The 16,419-nt window shown below is 72.1% G+C and carries 19 protein-coding genes; 9 read left to right on the forward strand and 10 right to left on the reverse strand.

Annotated elements, in window-relative coordinates; all coding sequences use genetic code 11:
• The first annotated feature begins 16 nt into the window (after window positions 1–16).
• Window positions 17–526: a GIY-YIG nuclease family protein gene (locus J2X59_RS07725; RefSeq protein ID WP_326496269.1), complete on the forward strand. Its 510-nt coding sequence runs from the start codon at window positions 17–19 to the stop codon at window positions 524–526.
• 80 nt (window positions 527–606) lie between these two features.
• On the opposite strand, the gene J2X59_RS07730 is transcribed toward J2X59_RS07725, so the two are convergent.
• Both J2X59_RS07730 and J2X59_RS07735 read right to left on the reverse strand, forming a co-directional pair.
• The gene (locus J2X59_RS07730) at window positions 607–1,068 is read right to left on the reverse strand and encodes a DUF6998 domain-containing protein (protein WP_326496270.1); all 462 of its coding nucleotides are present in this window, start codon (window positions 1,066–1,068) and stop codon (window positions 607–609) included.
• A 167-nt stretch (window positions 1,069–1,235) separates the two neighbouring features.
• Window positions 1,236–2,210 (reverse strand): AraC family transcriptional regulator, encoded by a 975-nt coding sequence (locus J2X59_RS07735; RefSeq protein WP_326496271.1) that lies wholly within the window; start codon window positions 2,208–2,210, stop codon window positions 1,236–1,238.
• Window positions 2,211–2,332: 122 nt separating this feature from the next.
• Here J2X59_RS07735 and J2X59_RS07740 point away from each other — a divergent pair, with 122 nt between their 5' ends.
• Entirely contained in the window at window positions 2,333–3,106 is a 774-nt protein-coding gene (locus J2X59_RS07740) for an SDR family NAD(P)-dependent oxidoreductase (protein ID WP_326496272.1), read from the forward strand.
• Between the two features lie 87 nt (window positions 3,107–3,193).
• On the opposite strand, the gene J2X59_RS07745 is transcribed toward J2X59_RS07740, so the two are convergent.
• Together J2X59_RS07745 and J2X59_RS07750 are read right to left on the reverse strand one after the other, a co-directional pair.
• Window positions 3,194–3,709, reverse strand: coding sequence for a hypothetical protein (locus tag J2X59_RS07745; RefSeq protein ID WP_326496273.1), 516 nt, complete (start codon window positions 3,707–3,709; stop codon window positions 3,194–3,196).
• 526 nt (window positions 3,710–4,235) lie between these two features.
• Window positions 4,236–4,451 (reverse strand): DUF1653 domain-containing protein, encoded by a 216-nt coding sequence (locus J2X59_RS07750; protein WP_326496274.1) that lies wholly within the window; start codon window positions 4,449–4,451, stop codon window positions 4,236–4,238.
• Window positions 4,452–4,503: 52 nt separating this feature from the next.
• On the opposite strand from J2X59_RS07750, the gene J2X59_RS07755 reads away from it, so the two are divergent.
• Window positions 4,504–5,094, forward strand: coding sequence for a hypothetical protein (locus J2X59_RS07755; RefSeq protein ID WP_326496275.1), 591 nt, complete (start codon window positions 4,504–4,506; stop codon window positions 5,092–5,094).
• A 71-nt stretch (window positions 5,095–5,165) separates the two neighbouring features.
• A complete protein-coding gene (locus tag J2X59_RS07760) occupies window positions 5,166–5,615 on the forward strand; it encodes a very short patch repair endonuclease (protein ID WP_326496276.1) in 450 nt (149 codons plus the stop codon).
• An 87-nt stretch (window positions 5,616–5,702) separates the two neighbouring features.
• Here the strand turns inward: J2X59_RS07760 and J2X59_RS07765 are convergent, their stop codons facing one another.
• The 4 genes from J2X59_RS07765 to J2X59_RS07780 form a co-directional block, all read right to left on the reverse strand.
• A complete protein-coding gene (locus J2X59_RS07765; protein ID WP_326496277.1) occupies window positions 5,703–6,635 on the reverse strand; it encodes an NADP-dependent oxidoreductase in 933 nt (310 codons plus the stop codon).
• Between the two features lie 74 nt (window positions 6,636–6,709).
• Entirely contained in the window at window positions 6,710–7,528 is an 819-nt protein-coding gene (locus J2X59_RS07770; protein ID WP_326496278.1) for a hypothetical protein, read from the reverse strand.
• A 32-nt stretch (window positions 7,529–7,560) separates the two neighbouring features.
• Window positions 7,561–7,854 carry a hypothetical protein gene (locus tag J2X59_RS07775; RefSeq protein WP_326496279.1) on the reverse strand — a complete coding sequence of 98 codons (294 nt, stop codon included), beginning with the start codon at window positions 7,852–7,854 and terminating at the stop codon, window positions 7,561–7,563.
• 4 nt (window positions 7,855–7,858) lie between these two features.
• A complete protein-coding gene (locus J2X59_RS07780; protein WP_326496280.1) occupies window positions 7,859–8,701 on the reverse strand; it encodes a hypothetical protein in 843 nt (280 codons plus the stop codon).
• A gap of 216 nt (window positions 8,702–8,917) precedes the next feature.
• Between J2X59_RS07780 and J2X59_RS07785 the strand changes: the two genes are divergently transcribed.
• From J2X59_RS07785 to J2X59_RS07805, 5 genes are all read left to right on the forward strand, one after another.
• The gene (locus J2X59_RS07785) at window positions 8,918–11,353 is read left to right on the forward strand and encodes an excinuclease ABC subunit UvrA (RefSeq protein WP_326496281.1); all 2,436 of its coding nucleotides are present in this window, start codon (window positions 8,918–8,920) and stop codon (window positions 11,351–11,353) included.
• Window positions 11,354–11,490: 137 nt separating this feature from the next.
• A complete protein-coding gene (locus J2X59_RS07790) occupies window positions 11,491–12,336 on the forward strand; it encodes an ABC transporter ATP-binding protein (RefSeq protein ID WP_326496282.1) in 846 nt (281 codons plus the stop codon).
• Window positions 12,333–13,148, forward strand: a complete 816-nt coding sequence (locus tag J2X59_RS07795) for an ABC transporter permease (RefSeq protein WP_326496283.1) — start codon at window positions 12,333–12,335, stop codon at window positions 13,146–13,148. Before J2X59_RS07790 ends, J2X59_RS07795 begins: the two co-directional genes overlap by 4 nt.
• Before the next feature lie 53 nt (window positions 13,149–13,201).
• Entirely contained in the window at window positions 13,202–14,407 is a 1,206-nt protein-coding gene (locus tag J2X59_RS07800; RefSeq protein WP_326496284.1) for a sensor histidine kinase, read from the forward strand.
• On the forward strand, window positions 14,404–15,030 hold the full coding sequence (locus J2X59_RS07805; RefSeq protein WP_326496285.1) for a response regulator transcription factor: 627 nt from the start codon (window positions 14,404–14,406) through the stop codon (window positions 15,028–15,030). The genes J2X59_RS07800 and J2X59_RS07805 overlap by 4 nt, the downstream gene beginning before the upstream one ends.
• Before the next feature lie 20 nt (window positions 15,031–15,050).
• On the opposite strand, the gene J2X59_RS07810 is transcribed toward J2X59_RS07805, so the two are convergent.
• Together J2X59_RS07810 and J2X59_RS07815 are read right to left on the reverse strand one after the other, a co-directional pair.
• Window positions 15,051–15,416: a hypothetical protein gene (locus J2X59_RS07810; RefSeq protein ID WP_326496286.1), complete on the reverse strand. Its 366-nt coding sequence runs from the start codon at window positions 15,414–15,416 to the stop codon at window positions 15,051–15,053.
• A 63-nt stretch (window positions 15,417–15,479) separates the two neighbouring features.
• Window positions 15,480–16,238, reverse strand: coding sequence for a hypothetical protein (locus tag J2X59_RS07815; protein ID WP_326496287.1), 759 nt, complete (start codon window positions 16,236–16,238; stop codon window positions 15,480–15,482).
• Window positions 16,239–16,419: the final 181 nt, after the last annotated feature.

Consider the following 16,419-nt stretch of genomic DNA (forward strand, 5'->3'; position numbering starts at 1 on the left):
GGCAGGCGCAACGGACGTGCCGAACGCGCCGGGGCTCTACGCGATCTGGGCGGACGGGGCCGTGACCGAGCAGCTCGGCATCGGCTCGCAAGGCCGCGCAGCGCCGATCTACATCGGCAAGGCAGAACGGAGCCTGCGCGACCGTGACCTCCGCGCCCACTTCGGCGTCGACGGCACGAAGGTGCGGTCCGGCTCGTCGACGCTCCGCCGCTCGTTGTCGGCGCTCCTCGTCGATGAACTCGAGCTGTGGCCCGTCCCGAGGGGCAAGACTGCGAGTGACGCGTCGAAGGGCTTCTCGCTGCATCCGGAGGACGAGGGACGCCTGTCCGCGTGGATGCAGGACCGGCTCGAACTCACGACCTGGGCGCTCCCTGTGGGGCTGGGCATACGCCTCGGGGACGTCGAATCGCGGGTCATCCGACACTGGGATCCTCCGCTCAACATCGTGCACGCACCGACTTCTCGGACGGCGCTGCGTGCGGCGCGGGCGGCGTTGCGCTCCAGAGCACACGACACGATCCCCTGAAGGCGGTCGGGGTGTTCGGCGCCAGTCGAGGCTGATCTCCGCGACTGGTCGGGACCGAACGATCCGGACTATCGCCGCGTTCAACCCAATGGTCGATCGTCGGCGGGACCGTCGATGCGCTCGTAGGCGGCCGCGACCTGAGCGGTCACGTCGACCCCAGCCCCCTGTACCTGCCGCACGAGGATCGCGTACGAGTTCGTGTGCTCCACACGCCGTCCGAGCGCTTCCGTCTCCACCCGGCCGACCTCTCGCGCCGACGCGAGATCGTAGGTCGACGCGTCGAACACCAGGAACAGCGCCGCATCGAAGTTCCACGACCGGAACGCCGAGAACGTCTGCGATCGCTTGTCGTCCAGCCGCACGAGTCGCGCCTTCACCTGCAGCCGCCGCCCGTCGGCGGTCCGCAGGTCGAAACTCTTCTCCGAGTTCGGCGCGAGCTCCCCGCCGTATGCGCGGAGCGCGAGGCTCTCCGCGAGGTCACCGAGCGGCGAGTTCCGTGTTCGGATCAACCCGCGCCGCAACAGCTCGTCGATGACCGCCACCGAGGAGGCGAGGAGCTGCCGGACCGTCAGAGCGGCCGGGTCGAACGGTGGTCGGTGCGGGGACATGCGCCGAGCCTACGAAGAGACCGCAGTCGGACGGGAGGCGCGGGACCCGCTGGCACCGCGCCTCCCGTCCGTCCGCGGGCCACCACCCGGACGCAGCGGGATCAGACCGCCGTCGCCACCGCCAACTGTCCCCGCACCACCACCGCATCCGCCGCCGGCGGCCTCCCGTACGCCTCCCGGTAGTCCCGCGAGAAGTGCGACGCGCTCCGGAACCCCACCGCAGCAGCAGCGCGCGCCGCCGTGTCCCCGTGCACCACCATCCGTCGCCGCGCCTCCCCCAACCGCGTCCGCTTGAGGTACTGCGCCGGCGTCATTCCCGTCGCCTCCTTGAACCGGGCGAACAGCGTCGACTCGCTCACCCGCAACTCCCGCGCGAGCCGCTCCATCGACCACCCCTCCGCCATCCGCCCGGTGAGCAGCGCCGTGGCTCCGGCGACCACCGAGGGCCCGGTCCCGTCCAGAGCCGCCGTGATCCGCGGCGCCTGTTCCGTCTGGAGCAACCGCAGCACGACTTCCCGAGACACGAGCGGGAAGAGCACGGCGATGTCCTCCGGAGCGTCGAGCAGCCCGACCAGCCGGGCGAACGCGTCCGCGAGCGGCTCCGTCCAACTCCCCAGCCGAGGCAACGACGGCACCGCACCGGACGGCGACGAACCCGAAGCGACCGCAGCACCAGCGGGCACCGTCATCGAGGCAACGACCTCGCCGACCACCGCCGGGTCGAGCCGCAACACCACGGCGACGAAGCCGTCCTCCCCCGCAGCGTCCACGACTCCGGCGACGACCGGCAGGTCCACGGGCGTGATGATGAACCGTTCCCGGCCCCACACCTGGTCGTCGTCGCCCACGATCGAGCGTTTCCGCCCGCGCAGCACGACCGACATCGACGGCTCGTAGCGCCGGTCGAACAGCCCGGTCGGCTCGTACACCTTCGACACCGTCAGCCCGAGCGACTCCGCGTGGTGCGCCGACCCCACCCGAGCAACCGCGTCCTGCCGGTCCCGCCCCGGCACTGCTGCGTGCGCCGATGCCGTCGCCGCCGCACGGTCGAGGTGCTGCGCGATCCGCTCGTCCACATCGCCACGCTACCCACGCGTCGAGCACCGCGACAGCGCGCCGAGCTGCCGCTGCAGGATCCGGCAAGGTCCTCGCGGATCCGGGCAAGCCGTGGCGACCGATCGGGCCGGAGCATCGACCCATGACCACCGCACCGAACGACCAGACCACACCCCGCACCGCCCTCGTCACCGGCGCATCGAGCGGCATCGGCGAGGCCATCGCTCGCGAACTCGCCGCCGCCGGGCTCACCGTCGCCGTCCACGGCCGGAACGAGCAGCGCACCCGCGCCGTCGCCGAGGACATCGAGCGCCAGGGCGGCCGCGCCGTCGCCCTCACCGCCGACCTGTCGCAGGGCCCCGACGTCGTGCGCGCTCTCGCCGCGGAGGCCCGGGACCAGCTCGGCGGTCACGTCGACGTCCTCGTCAACAACGCCGGCGTCTACCCGGGAGGCCCCACCGAGTCCCTCGACGACGCCACCGTCGACGACCTGCTCGCCACGAACATCCGCGCACCCCACGTCCTCGTCGCGGCCCTCGCCCCCGGCATGGCGGAGCGCGGCAGCGGCCACATCGTCAACATCGGCTCGTGGATGGCCCGCGTCGGCGTCCCCTTCATGGCCCTCTACCCCGCCACGAAGGCCGCCGTCGAACAGCTCACCCGCGCCTGGGCCGCCGAGTACGGCCACCGTGGCATCCGGGTCGTCACCGTCGCCCCGGGAGCGACGGCGACCCCGGGCAACGCCGACTCGGCCGACGTCCTCGCCGCGATGACGCAGGGCACCCCGGCAGGCGTCCCGGTGCAGCCGGTCGACATCGCCCGCGCCGTCCGCTGGGTGGTCTCCGACCAGGCCGCGTTCGTCACCGGCGGCACCATCGACGTCGACGGCGGGATCGCGTCCACCCGAATGAGCTGACCGCGACTCGCCTGAGTGGTTGACGGAACCACGTGACGGACGGGAGGCGCGGTGCCAGCTGGCACCGCGCCTCCCGTCCGTCACCGCTCAGGTCGCCGCTCGATCGCCACCGTCGGGCCCGTGGGGCGCGAGCCACGGCTCGATCCGGACGAGTTGCTCCGACCCTGCGCCGAGCACTGCGTCGAGCTCCTCGACCGGCACCGGGAACAGCGTGCCGACGAACGCTTCCCACCGCTCCGCGTCGAGCTCGCCGAAGCGCACCTCGTAGGGCTGCCATCTGTCGGGCACGAGCTCGAGCAGGTCCATCGCGTCGTCAGCCCGAGCTGGCGGAAATCCCGTCGACGTCTGGGCGGCCGCAGCTGCTGGCGAGAGCCGCACGACCCGTCCGATCAACCCGCTGTCGGGAATCGGGCTCAGGAGTTCGATCTCGGCGGAGACCCTGCCGCTGCCGATCCGGGGAAGGCCCGCCGTCTCGTCGTCGATGGTCGCGAACCACGACTGCGGAGGGGCATCCGCATCCCGTCGCGCAAGGCCACCGGTCGGCTCAGCGACGAGAACGCCATCACGGCGGACGACGAATACCTCTCCCACGTACCGGATCATCACACCCATTGTTGCCGGTAGGTGTACAGCCACCAACGGCCGCACGGCTTACGGCAGGAGAACTTCTTCACGTCCCTGTAGTGCTGCAGGACGGCTCGCCCCCGAGCCGACAGGTCGCGAGCGAGGAGTAGTTCGTTCCGTCCCACCGCTGCCAAACGTACGACCATCGTCGCGGAACGACGCCGGAAGCAGCGTCGCCCGTCGAGCGGTTCTGCGCCGCTGGGGAACTCGACACCGCTGCCTGAGCTGAAGGTGCAGGACTGACCACGACCCCAGTGATCGCAACGCCGATGATCAGGGCAGCGGCTGCGAGGATCTGGAACGAACGGGAGCTCGGATGCTTGATCGACTTCATGCATCGATCTTGTCCAGCTGGTCAACTGAAGTATCACGCAAGAGTGACGATCTCGTTACGAACAGTTCATGACAGGTGCGCCGCATACAACCTGATCGTTGCCGCATCGCAGTCCATGACAACCTCGGCGCGTTGTTCGGCACAGATGCCGCGACTCAACGACCCGAATGGTCAATCAAAACGAGTGAAGCGCGGCCCCTCGTGCCCGTCTCGCGACACCGTCGAGATGAAGTCGGCGAGCGACCGTACCCAGTGCCCGCGCTCCCCGTACAGCGCCTGGTACACGACGACCGGCTCCTCGGTCTCGACGTCCTTCGCCACGAGGACCACCTCGTACTCCCCACCCTTGAAGTGCCGGTACCGCCCAGGCGTCACGTCGCTGCTCACGCGGCCGATGGTAGCCGGACGTGGTCACGGACCGGGCCCTACTGTTGGCTCTGTGGAGACGCAGTTGCACGGTGCCGTCCGCCGAGCCGCACGCCGGGCGGTCTGGTTCGCGCTCGCCGGTGCCGTCGCGGGGATGGCGATCGGGGTGTGGCTGAGCCACGGCGGGGGTCCGCTCGAGGTGTTCCTCACCGGCCTCGGCTGCGCGATGGCCGTCGGAGGCCTCGGTGCCGCACTGTCGACGATGGTGTCGCAGTTCCGGGTGAAGCGCGTGGTGAGTGCCGCGGCCGGCGGTCTCGACGCCGCCGAGCAGCGCGACGTGCAGCGAGCGGTCCTGTCGGGGGCGCCGGTGCCCCCTGCTCTCGAACCACAGGCCGTCGCCCACGCCGGCGTGCTCGAGGTGACCCTTCCGCTCGTCACGGCGCAGCAGCTCTTCCTCTTCTGCGGCATCGCGGGGTCGCAGGTCAGCGGCCTCGCATCGAGCGAAACGTCGTGGGTCCGGATCGTCCTCATCGGGGTACTGGTCGCCGCTGGCGCGGTCACGGTCGTGGAGCTGCGGCGCAGCCTCGCCCGCGTCCGACGCTTCCTCGCAGCGCACGAGGACGTCCCAGCGGAGACCACGTCCACTCCCCCTGCACAGGGCTAGCGCAGCCACAGGCCGTCCGCCGAACAGTCGGTCAGTGCGACGGGACATGACCCGTCTGCGACGCTCGACGCATGGAGCAGTGGGAAGCCGACGACGCACGCCGTCGCCACATGGCCCGCTTCGGCAGGCGTGACACGGCACCCGAGCTCGCACTGCGCCGGGAGCTGCACCGCCGCGGCCATCGGTTCTTCGTCGATCGTCAGGTCAGCCGCCGGTGCCGCGTCCGCCCCGACCTCGTCTTCCCACGCGCCCGGATCGCGGTCTTCGTCGACGGCTGCTTCTGGCACCTCTGCGAGGAGCACACGCACCTACCGAAGGCCAACGCCGAGCTGTGGCGACGGAAGCTGCTGGCGAACCGGCAACGCGACGCCCGGAACCAGGCGATCCTGACGGCCGAGGGCTGGCGGGTCCTCCGCTCGTGGGAGCACGACGATCCCCCAGCGGTCGCAGATCGCGTCGAGGACGAGCTCGACCGCTGGGCCGCCATCGTCGGCCGCCCCGCAGAGCGGAGACGACCGTGAGCGAAGGACGAATCGACGGACGGGAGGCGCGGTGCCAGCTGGCACCGCGCCTCCCGTCCGTCATCTGGCCGCGACCGCGACCCGCACTCACCAGGTGAGCACGAACCGCCCCCGCGTCCCGCCGGCCTCGAGCCGCTCGTGCGCCTCCGCAGCGCGCGACGCGGGCAGCACCTCGGCGACCCGCGGCACGAGGACCCCGTCCTCCACCGCCTGCCGCAGCTCCTCGAGCAGGTCGAACGACGTGTACTCCGAGAAGACCATGATCCGCTCGAACCGGATCCCGCGAGCACCGTTGCCCTCCCAGCCCCGCACGTCCGCGAAGAACCCGCCGTCGCGTACCGCGTCGACGACCTCGTCCCGCTGCACCGCGGCATCGGCGAGCGCGTCGACCCCGTCCGGCACGATGCCGCGCACGGCTGCGGCGAACCCGTCCCCGCGTCGCACCATGTGGTCCGGCCCGAGGGACCGCACGAGGTCCTCGTCCTTCGGCGCTGCGTCGGCGATGACCGTGATGCCCCGCTGCTCCGCGAGCTGCACGACGTAGTTCCCGAGCAGCCCCGCGGATCCGGTCACGGCGAGCGTGTCGCCCTGCGAGAGATCCGCGCGCGCGAGGATCTGCAGCGCGGTCAGGCCGTTCATCGGGACGGTCGCGGCTTCCTCGATCGACAGCCCCGCCGGGGTCCGCGTGAAGGACCCGACCGGAGCGACGAGGTACTCGACGTAGGCGCCGCCGTGCTCGGACAGCGGGAGCGCCATCGCCATCACCTGGTCACCGACCTGCCAGCCCTCGACGTCGTCGCCGACCTCGTCGATGACCCCGGCGGCGTCCATCCCCGGCACGTACGGCGGCGAGGACTCGGACGAGTCACGCTGCCCTGCGCGCACGCCGGTGTCCGTGGGGTTCACGGCGAACGCCTGCACCCTGATGCGGACGGTGCCGGAGCCGGCGTGGGGCTCCGGGACCTCGTGGACGGCGAGGGCTCCGGGCCCTCCGAACGTTTCGACTCCGACGACCTTCATGTCCTCCGGTCTACCCGCCCCCGGGTCCGTGGACTCAGCGGACGTTGCAGGAGCGAACAACCCCGTGGGTACGGTCAGCCGCCCGTGTCGACCAGGCAGGGCGATCCGAGTTCGACGCGGTCAGCGCTGTACAGGTCGACGGAGATCCCCTGGTCACGGTCGAGCATCACGACGCCCCCGCCCACGAACCGGGTGCCGACCGCGAAGCCCTCGGCCTGCAGGAACCGGACCGCCGGTGCGACGGATGCCTTCGTCTGCTCGGGCGTCCCATCCGGGTCGTCGGCGCCGGGACCACGCCAGGAGTAGTGGACCAGGACGCCGTCGTCGGAGTTGTCGAGCCGACACGGTCGGACGTCGACGCTGACCTGGTCGTCGGTCGGTGCTTCCTGTCCGAGCGCGCCGACGACCCGTCCTCCCAGCTCGACGAGTCCGGCCCCCGCCTGCTCGGGCGTCTGGCTGGTCTCGAGTGCGGTCGGCGGTGCTGCCCGTCGTGCTGCGTCAGCCTGCGCCTCGCCCACGGACAGCAGCGCGAAGGGTGCCATCGTCAGCATCGCGATCGCGCCGAGCGCCCCGCAGACGGCGATGCCGGCAGCGGCCCCGGTCCGTCCTCGCTTCGCGGCGATCACCAGGGAGACGATCGCGGTCGCCGGGACGAGCACCGCGATGAGTCCACCGGTGACGAACGCCGCGGCGAGCCCCTGCACGGTGGCCCGCTGCTCGACCGTCGGCGCCGCCGTCGTCGCGATCGCGTACACGATGACGAGGCTCCCGACCACGAACGCCAGGATGCTCCCCGCGATCCACGCACCGCTCGGCGCCCGTCGCGACGGGTGGTCCGAGCGCCCGGCCCCGGCTGGCTCTTCCGTGCCGGCCGTCTGTCCCGCGTCGGTCATCCGTCCCGCCTCACTCGTCCGATCGCCACCGCTCAGTTCCACGTCCGCATCGCCACGACCACCGCGACCGGCAACGACACCGCGAGCACGATCCCCACGACGATCGCCAGTGCCCGCGCCACCCGGACGCCCTGCTGCCCCACCCAGATCAGCAGCAGGATCGCCGCCAGGTAGAGCGGCGGCACGAACAGCAGCGGCACGAAGCCGAGCCCGGTCCACTCGACGAGGGCGCCCGCGAGCAGCTCGTACACGGTGCACCCGGCGGCCACCACGAGTGCGACCCACACGCTGACGGGTGCCCGACGTCCCGGCGCAGCGGCCGTCACGCGCTCACTCATCCTCGTCGTACCCGTCGCCGGGCCCTCCGGCCAGGCAGGTCGTCTCGATCATCACGTCACCCGAGGTCCGGGTCACGCCCGCGTTCCCCTCCGCGAGCCAGTCGTCACCGACCACCCTGATGTCCCACCCGAGCGGATCGGCGTCACGGAGCCCGGCGTCGAGGAAGACCTCGCGGACCGGAGCCAGACGCCCTTCGGCCTGGTCCTGCGGCAGGAGGTCGGCCTTGCGCTCCGCCTCGGTCTGCGGCTCGTCGTCCGCGTCCGCATCGGCGGGGAAGGACCACCGCCACGTGTACTCCGTGCCCTGCTCGAGGTTCGACAGCGAGCAGCCGCGTGGGAACTGCACGACATCGCCGGTCTCCGGGTCACCGCCCATCGCCCGCACCGCGCGCTCCCCCACGGCCGCGAGGTCCCGCTCGGCCTGCGCCGGCGTCCGACTCGTCTCGGTCGCGGTCGGCGGCTGCGCCCGCTGCTCCTCCTCCGCCGCCCAGCTCTGCGCGACCCGCGTCGTCGGGTACCCGAGCGTCACGGCCGCGAGGACCACGAACACCGCGCACCCGATCGGCCCGACCAGCGTCACCGACCGGTCGCGCTGACGCTGCACCAGCAGCAGGACCAGTCCGGTCAGCGGCACGCCGGCGCACACGACCGTGACCACGATGCTCCCCCCGGTCTGCCCCGAGAGCGTGTGGGTGGAGTTCCCCGCGCCGTTGTAACCGGCGAGCGCGACGAGCAGCCACGCGATCCACCCCGCGGGCAGCAGCAGCCCGCTCGCCACGATCCACCAGGTGCCGTTCCGCCGCCTCGGCGGCGACCATGCGACGTCGTCGACCATCGATCCCCCGTTCCCCACGACCACCGTACCGACCGGCCGGGAGGCACGTGACCAGCCCGCCCCGCGCCTCCCGTCCGCACGCACCGGCCGGGAGGCCCGCTGCCAGCCCGCCCCGTGCCTCCCGTCCGTCTCCCGGTCGCGTCCGGAGCAGCACCCGCCGGGGTGCGGACGAGCGGTCCGGAACGGCGCTCGGCCGATCCGCCTACGCTCGAACGAATGCCCGCCCCGCACCACCCTGCCGACCAGCCGTCGTCGTCCGACGGGTTCATCCGCGTCCGTGGCGCCCGTGAACACAACCTGCAGGACGTCGACGTCGACATCCCCCGCGACCGGATCGTCGCCTTCACCGGTGTCTCCGGCTCGGGCAAGTCGAGCCTGGCGTTCGGCACGGTCTTCGCCGAGGCACAGCGTCGCTTCCTCGAGTCCGTCGCGCCGTACGCCCGACGGCTCATCGCGCAGGGCTCGACACCGCACGTCGACGAGATCACGGGTCTGCCCCCGGCGGTCGCCCTGCAGCAGCGCCGCGGCGCCCCGAGCACCCGCTCGACCGTCGGCACCCTGACGACGCTGAGCAACTCGGTCCGCATGCTCTACTCGCGCGCCGGCACCTACCCCGAGGGCGCCGAGCAGCTGTACTCCGACTCGTTCTCGCCGAACACCGTCGCCGGGGCGTGCCCGCGCTGCCACGGCCTCGGTACCGCGCACGAGGTGACGGAGGCCTCGGCGGTGCACAACCCGTCGCTGTCCATCCGCGAGGGCGCGATCACCGCCTGGCCCGGTGCGTGGCAGGGCAAGAACCTCCGCGACGTGACGGCGGTGCTCGGCTACGACATCGAGCGTCCGTGGCGGGAGCTCCCGCAGGAGGACCGCGACTGGCTGCTCTTCACCGAGGAGCAGCCCGTCGTCGAGGTCCACCCGAAGCGCGACCGGGTGGCGAAGCCGTACAAGGGCCGGTTCTGGAGCGCCCGGCAGTACACGCTGCACACCCTCGCCGACTCGCAGAGCGAGACCCAGCGGAACAAGGCCCTGCGCTTCGTCGAGTCCGGCCCGTGCCAGCTCTGCCACGGCTCCGGGCTGACCCGGGCAGCCCTCGCGGTGACGTTCGGCGGCCTGTCGATCGCCGCGTTCAACGCACTGCCGCTCGCACAGGTGGCCGAGGTCCTGCGTCCCGCAGCCGAGCTGACCGACCCGTCGCCCGCGCAGAGCCGTGTGACGTCCGGGGAGCGGTCCGAGGTCGCCAAGTCGATCGCCACGGACCTGCTCGGTCGGGTCGAGGTGCTCGTCGGACTCGGCCTGGGGTACCTCGGGCTCGACCGGGCGACGCCGACGCTCTCCCCCGGCGAGACGCAGCGCCTGCGGATCGCGACGCAGCTCCGGTCGGGGCTGTTCGGTGTGGTCTACGTGCTCGACGAACCGAGCGCGGGGCTGCACCCGGCCGACGCGGAGTCCCTCGTGCAGGTCCTCGACGACCTCCGCGCCAGCGGCAACAGCGTCTTCGTGGTCGAGCACGACATGGACATCGTCCGGCGTGCGGACTGGATCGTGGACGTCGGACCCGGTGCCGGTCCGGGCGGCGGACGGGTGCTGTACAGCGGGCCGCCGGAGGGCCTGGCCGACGTCCCCGAGAGCGTCACTCGGCGCTACCTGCGGCCCCGGACCTCGCCCGTCGAGCACGAGCAGCGCGAACCCGTGGGCACGCTCGAACTCCGTGACCTCACCCTGCACAACCTGCGTGGCCAGGGCGGGAACGGGCTCGACGTCGATCTGCCCCTCGGGGTGATGACCGCCGTCACGGGCGTCTCGGGCTCCGGCAAGTCATCGCTCGTCGGCGGCGTCCTGCCGACGGTCGCCACGCAGCACCCGCTCGTGTCCCGCGTGGTCGAGGTCGACCAGAAGCCGATCGGCCGGACGCCCCGCTCGAACCTCGCGACCTACACGGGCATGTTCGACGCCGTCCGCCAGGCCTTCGCCGCGACCGAGGACGCCCGGGAACGTGGCTGGACCGCCGGGAGGTTCTCGTTCAACGTCGAGGGCGGCCGCTGCGAGGTCTGCCAGGGCGAGGGCTCGGTCTCCGTCGAGCTCCTGTTCCTGCCGGGCAGCTGGGCGCCGTGCCCGGAGTGCCACGGTGCCCGGTACAACGCCGAGACGCTCGAGGTCCACCGGGCCGGTTCGACCGTCGCGGACGTCCTCGGCATGACCGTCGACGAGGCATCGGACGCCCTCGCCGACCTGCCCGCTGCCGCCCGCGCGCTGGATGCCCTGCGGAGCGTCGGCCTCGGCTACCTCCGACTCGGGCAGCCCGCGCCGGAACTGTCCGGCGGCGAGGCCCAGCGCATCAAGCTCGCCACCGAACTCCAACGCGCACGGACCGGTCACACGCTCTACCTGCTCGACGAGCCGACCACGGGCCTCCACCCGGCGGACGTCGAGCTCCTCACCGCGCAGCTCCAGCGGCTCACCGACGCGGGCAACACCGTCGTCGTGGTCGAGCACGTGATGACGGTCGTCGCGCAGGCGGACCACGTCGTCGACATGGGTCCGGCCGGTGGTGACGAGGGCGGCCAGGTGGTCGCCGCTGGGACCCCGCACGAGGTCGCGGCGAGCGCCGCGAGCCGTACCGCTCCGTACCTGCGGGCCGCATTGGGGAGCTGACGGACGGGAGGCGCGTCACCAGCCCGCCCCGCGCCTCCCGTCCGCCACCCGCCGCCGCGCGGCATCCTCCGATCGGAGGATGCACCTCCGCCCGCCCCTCCGATCCGCCGGAGCCAGCCGCCCGCCAGGCTGGACGCATGTCCACCACACCGGCAGTCACGGTCGAGCACCTCACGAAGCAGTACCCCGGCGGCAAGACCGCCGTCGACGACGTCTCCTTCACGATCGACGCCGGCGAGACCTTCGCCCTGCTCGGCCCGAACGGTGCCGGCAAGTCCACCACGGTCGAGATCCTCGAAGGCTTCCGATCCCGCACCGGCGGCGAGGTCCGGGTCCTCGGGCACGACCCCGCGCACGCCAGTCGCAGCCACAACGCCCGCGTCGGCATCGTCCTGCAGACCAGCGGCGAGTCCCCGAACGTCACCGTCGCCGAGGAGCTGCAGCACTTCCGTCACATGTACCCGCGCAGCCGCCCTGTGGACGAACTCCTCGCCGCCACCGGACTCGAGGCCCAGCGCAACACCCGCATCAGCCGCCTCTCCGGAGGGCAGCGCCGCCGCGTCGACGTCGCCCTCGGGATCATCGGCCGACCCGAGGTCCTGTTCCTCGACGAGCCGACCACCGGCTTCGACCCCGAGGCCCGCCGGCAGTTCTGGCAGCTGATCCGGAGCGTCAGCGCCGAGGGCACCACCGTCCTGCTCACCACGCACTACCTCGACGAAGCGGCGCACCTCGCGGACCGGGCCGCCGTGCTCGCCGGCGGCCGACTGCTCGACGTCGCACCCATCGACGCGATCGGTGGACAGGACGCACGCACCCCGATCGTCCGGTGGCAGGACGACACCGGTGCGCCGCACGAGCGCCGGACGACCGACCCGACCGCACTGGTCCGGAGCACCACGACCCCGATGCACGCGCTCGAGGTCGTCCGCCCCTCGCTCGAGGACGTCTACCTCACCATGATCTCGGAGCACGCAGCATGAACCCCGCAGTCAGCATCCGCCTCGGCGCCCACCGCGTCGCGTACGAGCTCCGGTCGTACTTCCGCGCACCGGACTCGGTCTTCTTCACCTTCCTGTTCCCGATCGTCATGCTCGCGCTGTTCTCGGTGGCGTTCAGCAGCGCCTCCGACATCCAGGCGGGCCCGGGCGTCAGCGTCGACTACGCCACGTACTACCTGCCCGGACTCGTCGCCACCGGCTTCCTGCTCTCCGGCACGCAGGCACTCGGCGTGGACATCGCCGGCGAGCGCAGCGACGGCACGCTCAAGCGCCTGGGCGGTACCCCGCTGCCGGTCGTGAGCTACTTCGTCGGCAAGATCGGCATGGTCCTCGTGACCTCGATCGTGCAGACCGCACTGCTCCTCGTCGTCGCGGGCGTCGTCTTCGGCGTCGACCTGCCGACCGACGGCGGAGCGTGGGCCCGGTTCGCCGGCATCATGCTCCTCGGTGTCGCGACGGCGAGCGTCCTCGGCATCGCGATCTCGGCGCTCCCCCGCGAGGGCCGCCGCGCCACCGCCACGGTCGTCCCGATCGTCCTGGTCCTGCAGTTCATCTCCGGCGTGTACCTCCCCTTCACCCAGCTGCCCGACTGGCTGCAGACCGTCGCGAGCGTGTTCCCGCTGCGCTGGATGGCATCGGGCATGCGCTCGGTCTTCCTGCCGGAGGCGTTCGCGTCCGGCGAGCCGGGAGGCGCGTGGCACCTCGGACTCGGAGCCCTCGTCCTGGCAGCATGGCTGGTCGTCGGTACCGTCGCCTGCCTCCTGACGTTCCGGTGGAACCGGCGGGACTCCTGATCGTGCCTGCGGAGAACGCCCGCACCGGCCGCACTCGATGGGATGCTGTCGGCATGGACCGGCTCACCAGGCACCGCAACTGGGGACTGCACGTCGCGGTAGCAGTCGCCGTCGCGCTCGTGTCGGTGATCGCAGCCACCGACTGGTCGCCCTGGCCGTCACGCTGGCCGGCCTTCGTCGCCCTCGGGTTGCTCACCCTGGCGTACGTGACGTACGGCTGGCGTGGGTACGACGAGCCCCGCGCCGCAGCAGCCTTCGTGCCGTTGCTCGTGGTCGTCGCCCTCGCGCTGCCCGCGGTCGTACCGAGCACCGCGTTCATCCAGTCCGTCCTGTTCCCCGTGGCATGGTGCCAGGTCGAGCGCATCCGCACCGCCGTCTGGGTCTCGGTCGCCATCGGCATCGCGTCGGGCGTCGGCCTGCAGATCGCATCCGGCATGGACGCCCTCGCCGGCACGATCATCATCGAAGCGATCAGCGTCCTCGGCGCTTGCGCGCTCGGGCTCTGGATCTCCCGGATCGCCAGGCTGTCCGACGAGCGCCGCAGGCTCATCGAGCAGCTCGAGGCGACGCAGCAGTCCCTCGCCGAGGCGAACCGCGCTGCCGGGGTCACGAGCGAACGGGAACGCCTGGCCCGCGAGCTCCACGACACCGTGGCGCAGGACCTCGCCGGCATCGTCATGCTCACCGAACGGGCACGCGCCGACCTCGCCGCCGACCGGTCCGACCGGCTCGACGAACGCCTCGCCGTGCTCGAGGAGTCCGCCCGGACCGCGCTCGAGGAGTCGCGGACCCTGGTCGCGGCCGGCGCCGCGGGGGTCGCCAGCGACGGCCTGGGTGCTGCGCTGCACCGGCTCGGCGAACGCTTCACCCGCGAGACGGGGATCCCCGTCATGGTCGACGCCCCGGACTGCCCACTCGACCGCGACGCGCAGGTGGTCCTGCTCCGCGTCGGTCAGGAGGCACTGGCGAACGTCCGCGCACACGCTCGGGCCACCTCGGCGCGCGTCGCACTGCACGTGGACGGCCGGTGCGTCGTCCTGCGTGTCGAGGACGACGGCATCGGCTTCGACGCCGCTGCACCGACCGTCGGGCACGGCCTGCGCGGGCTGCGCGACCGACTCGCCCTGGCGGGCGGGACCTGCGTCGTGACGTCGACACCGGGGACCGGCACCGCGATCGAAGCGTCGGTCCCGGCCGGAGCCGAACCGAGCCTCCCCGCCGCACCGGAGCAGTCCTCCGTCTCCGGAGCGACGCGGTGATCCGGGTCGTGGTGGCGGACGACCACCCGATCGTCCGCGCGGGCATCGTCGCCCTGCTGCAGGACGCCGACGACGTCGAGGTCGTCGGGCAGGCCAGCGATGGTGACGGAGCCGTCGCGACCGTCCTGGCGGAGCGTCCCGACGTCGTGCTGATGGACCTCCGGATGCCCGGATGCACCGGGGACGCGGCAACGGCGCGCATCCTCGCGCGTGAGCCGGGCATCCGTGTGCTCATCCTGACCACGTACGAGTCCGACGACCAGATCCTGGCGGCGATCGAGGCCGGCGCCGCGGGCTACCTGCTCAAGGCGGCGCCCGAGTCCGAGATCCTCGCGGGCCTCCGCGCAACCGCCCGGGGCGAGACCGCACTCGCGCCCTCCGCAGCTGCAGCGCTCGTGCGCCGGACCACCGCGAGGGCCCCGGTCGGGCCGGCGCTGAGCCCACGCGAGCTCGAGGTGCTCCAGCTCGTGGCGCAGGGGAACTCGAACCCCGCCATCGGTCGCACGCTCTTCGTCAGCGAGACCACGGTGAAGACGCACCTCGGGCACGTGTTCGAGAAGCTCGGCGTGAACGACCGCACCCGAGCGGTCACCCGCGCGATGGAGCTCGGACTGCTGCCCTGAGGCGCGGCAGACGCCTGCGCTCAGGCCGGGTCCCGCCGCTCGACCGTCAGGAATCGGACGACGTCCCGCGCGAACGACGCCGGCGAGGACGGCCGCATGGTGACCGTGTCGCCGTCGATCTCCCGGTCGAAGACACCGATGCCCGGCACTACGATCGACACCACTGCGAACTGCCGGCGCTCGCCCCACCCGCGCACGGTGTGCCAGTCGCGGACGGGCCAGGCGGCCTGCATCCACCTGACCTCGCTCGGGCACGGACCGTCACGATCGTCCAGGGCGGCGAGCGGGACCGTCGCCGGCTCCTGGTCCTCGATCACCCAGCTCGGATCGACGCCGGACCACGCGAGGAGCTCCCGGCTGAGCTGCCCGTGCGGGATCACGTCCATCGCGCTGTGCCCGTCGCCGTCCTCGACGACGAGTGCCGAACCCTTCTCGAGCCACGCGCGCCATCACCTCGTCACGACGTCGCGCGTCCGGGACTCGACGACGAGCAGGTCCTCCGGGCCGTGCGCCGGACGCAGCAACGCGGCACCGGCGGACGTCAGCGCACCGAAGCGTCCTGTGAGACCGGCAGCGCGAGCAGCCGTGCCCACCTCCGACCGTCGGACCCGTCCGGGGATGACCCCGCGGTCCTCCACCTGCACGAGGTGCTCGAACAATCCGTCCGGCCCACGGACCGTGAGCAGCGCCGCCGCACGATCACGCCCCTCCGACGCAGCGCTGCCGCTCCTGGAGCCCGCGCGGACGACGCGGTCTGCCGGCGGGATCGTCGCTGATCGCTCCACCGAGGCGGTCGACCATCGCGACCGCAGCACGTCGTCGACGACCTGCACCGCCAGCGGCCACTCGTCGATCGGCCCGCGGGACGCGATGCGTACTGCTGTCGACCCGACACTGCCGTACCGGACGTCGAGGATCGTTCCCGTGCTCCGCAGGACGGTCAACCGCTCCGGAGCGCCTTCGATGAGCAGCGCCTCGTGGTCATCCGCTGTCACGGCTGCGAACCCCACAGCAGGGTCGGCACCACGCGCATGAACGTGGCGCAGGGTGATGGTCGACCCGGCACGTGCGAGCTCGACCACACCCGGCCCTGCGATCGCCGACCAGTCGTCCGGAACCTCGAGCACGAGGTTGCCGACGATCGCCAGACGGTCCCACCGCACGTCCGGCCACGGCAGTGTCGGCTCCCCGCAGATCATCGTGATCACCAGTCCCCCACACGATCATCCTGTCCGACGACTCGAAGAGCCGGCAAACACACGACAGCATCAGCCTGGATGCGGGTCGGCCCGTTAACGCAGGAAACCCCTGACCGATCACGGTCAGGGGTTTCCTGGTGTTGCTGAAGTTGAGTCCGGCGGCGTCCTACTCTCCCACAAGGTCCCCCTT

It is taken from the genome of Curtobacterium sp. 260, from assembly GCF_030803485.1.
Lineage (GTDB): Bacteria > Actinomycetota > Actinomycetes > Actinomycetales > Microbacteriaceae > Curtobacterium.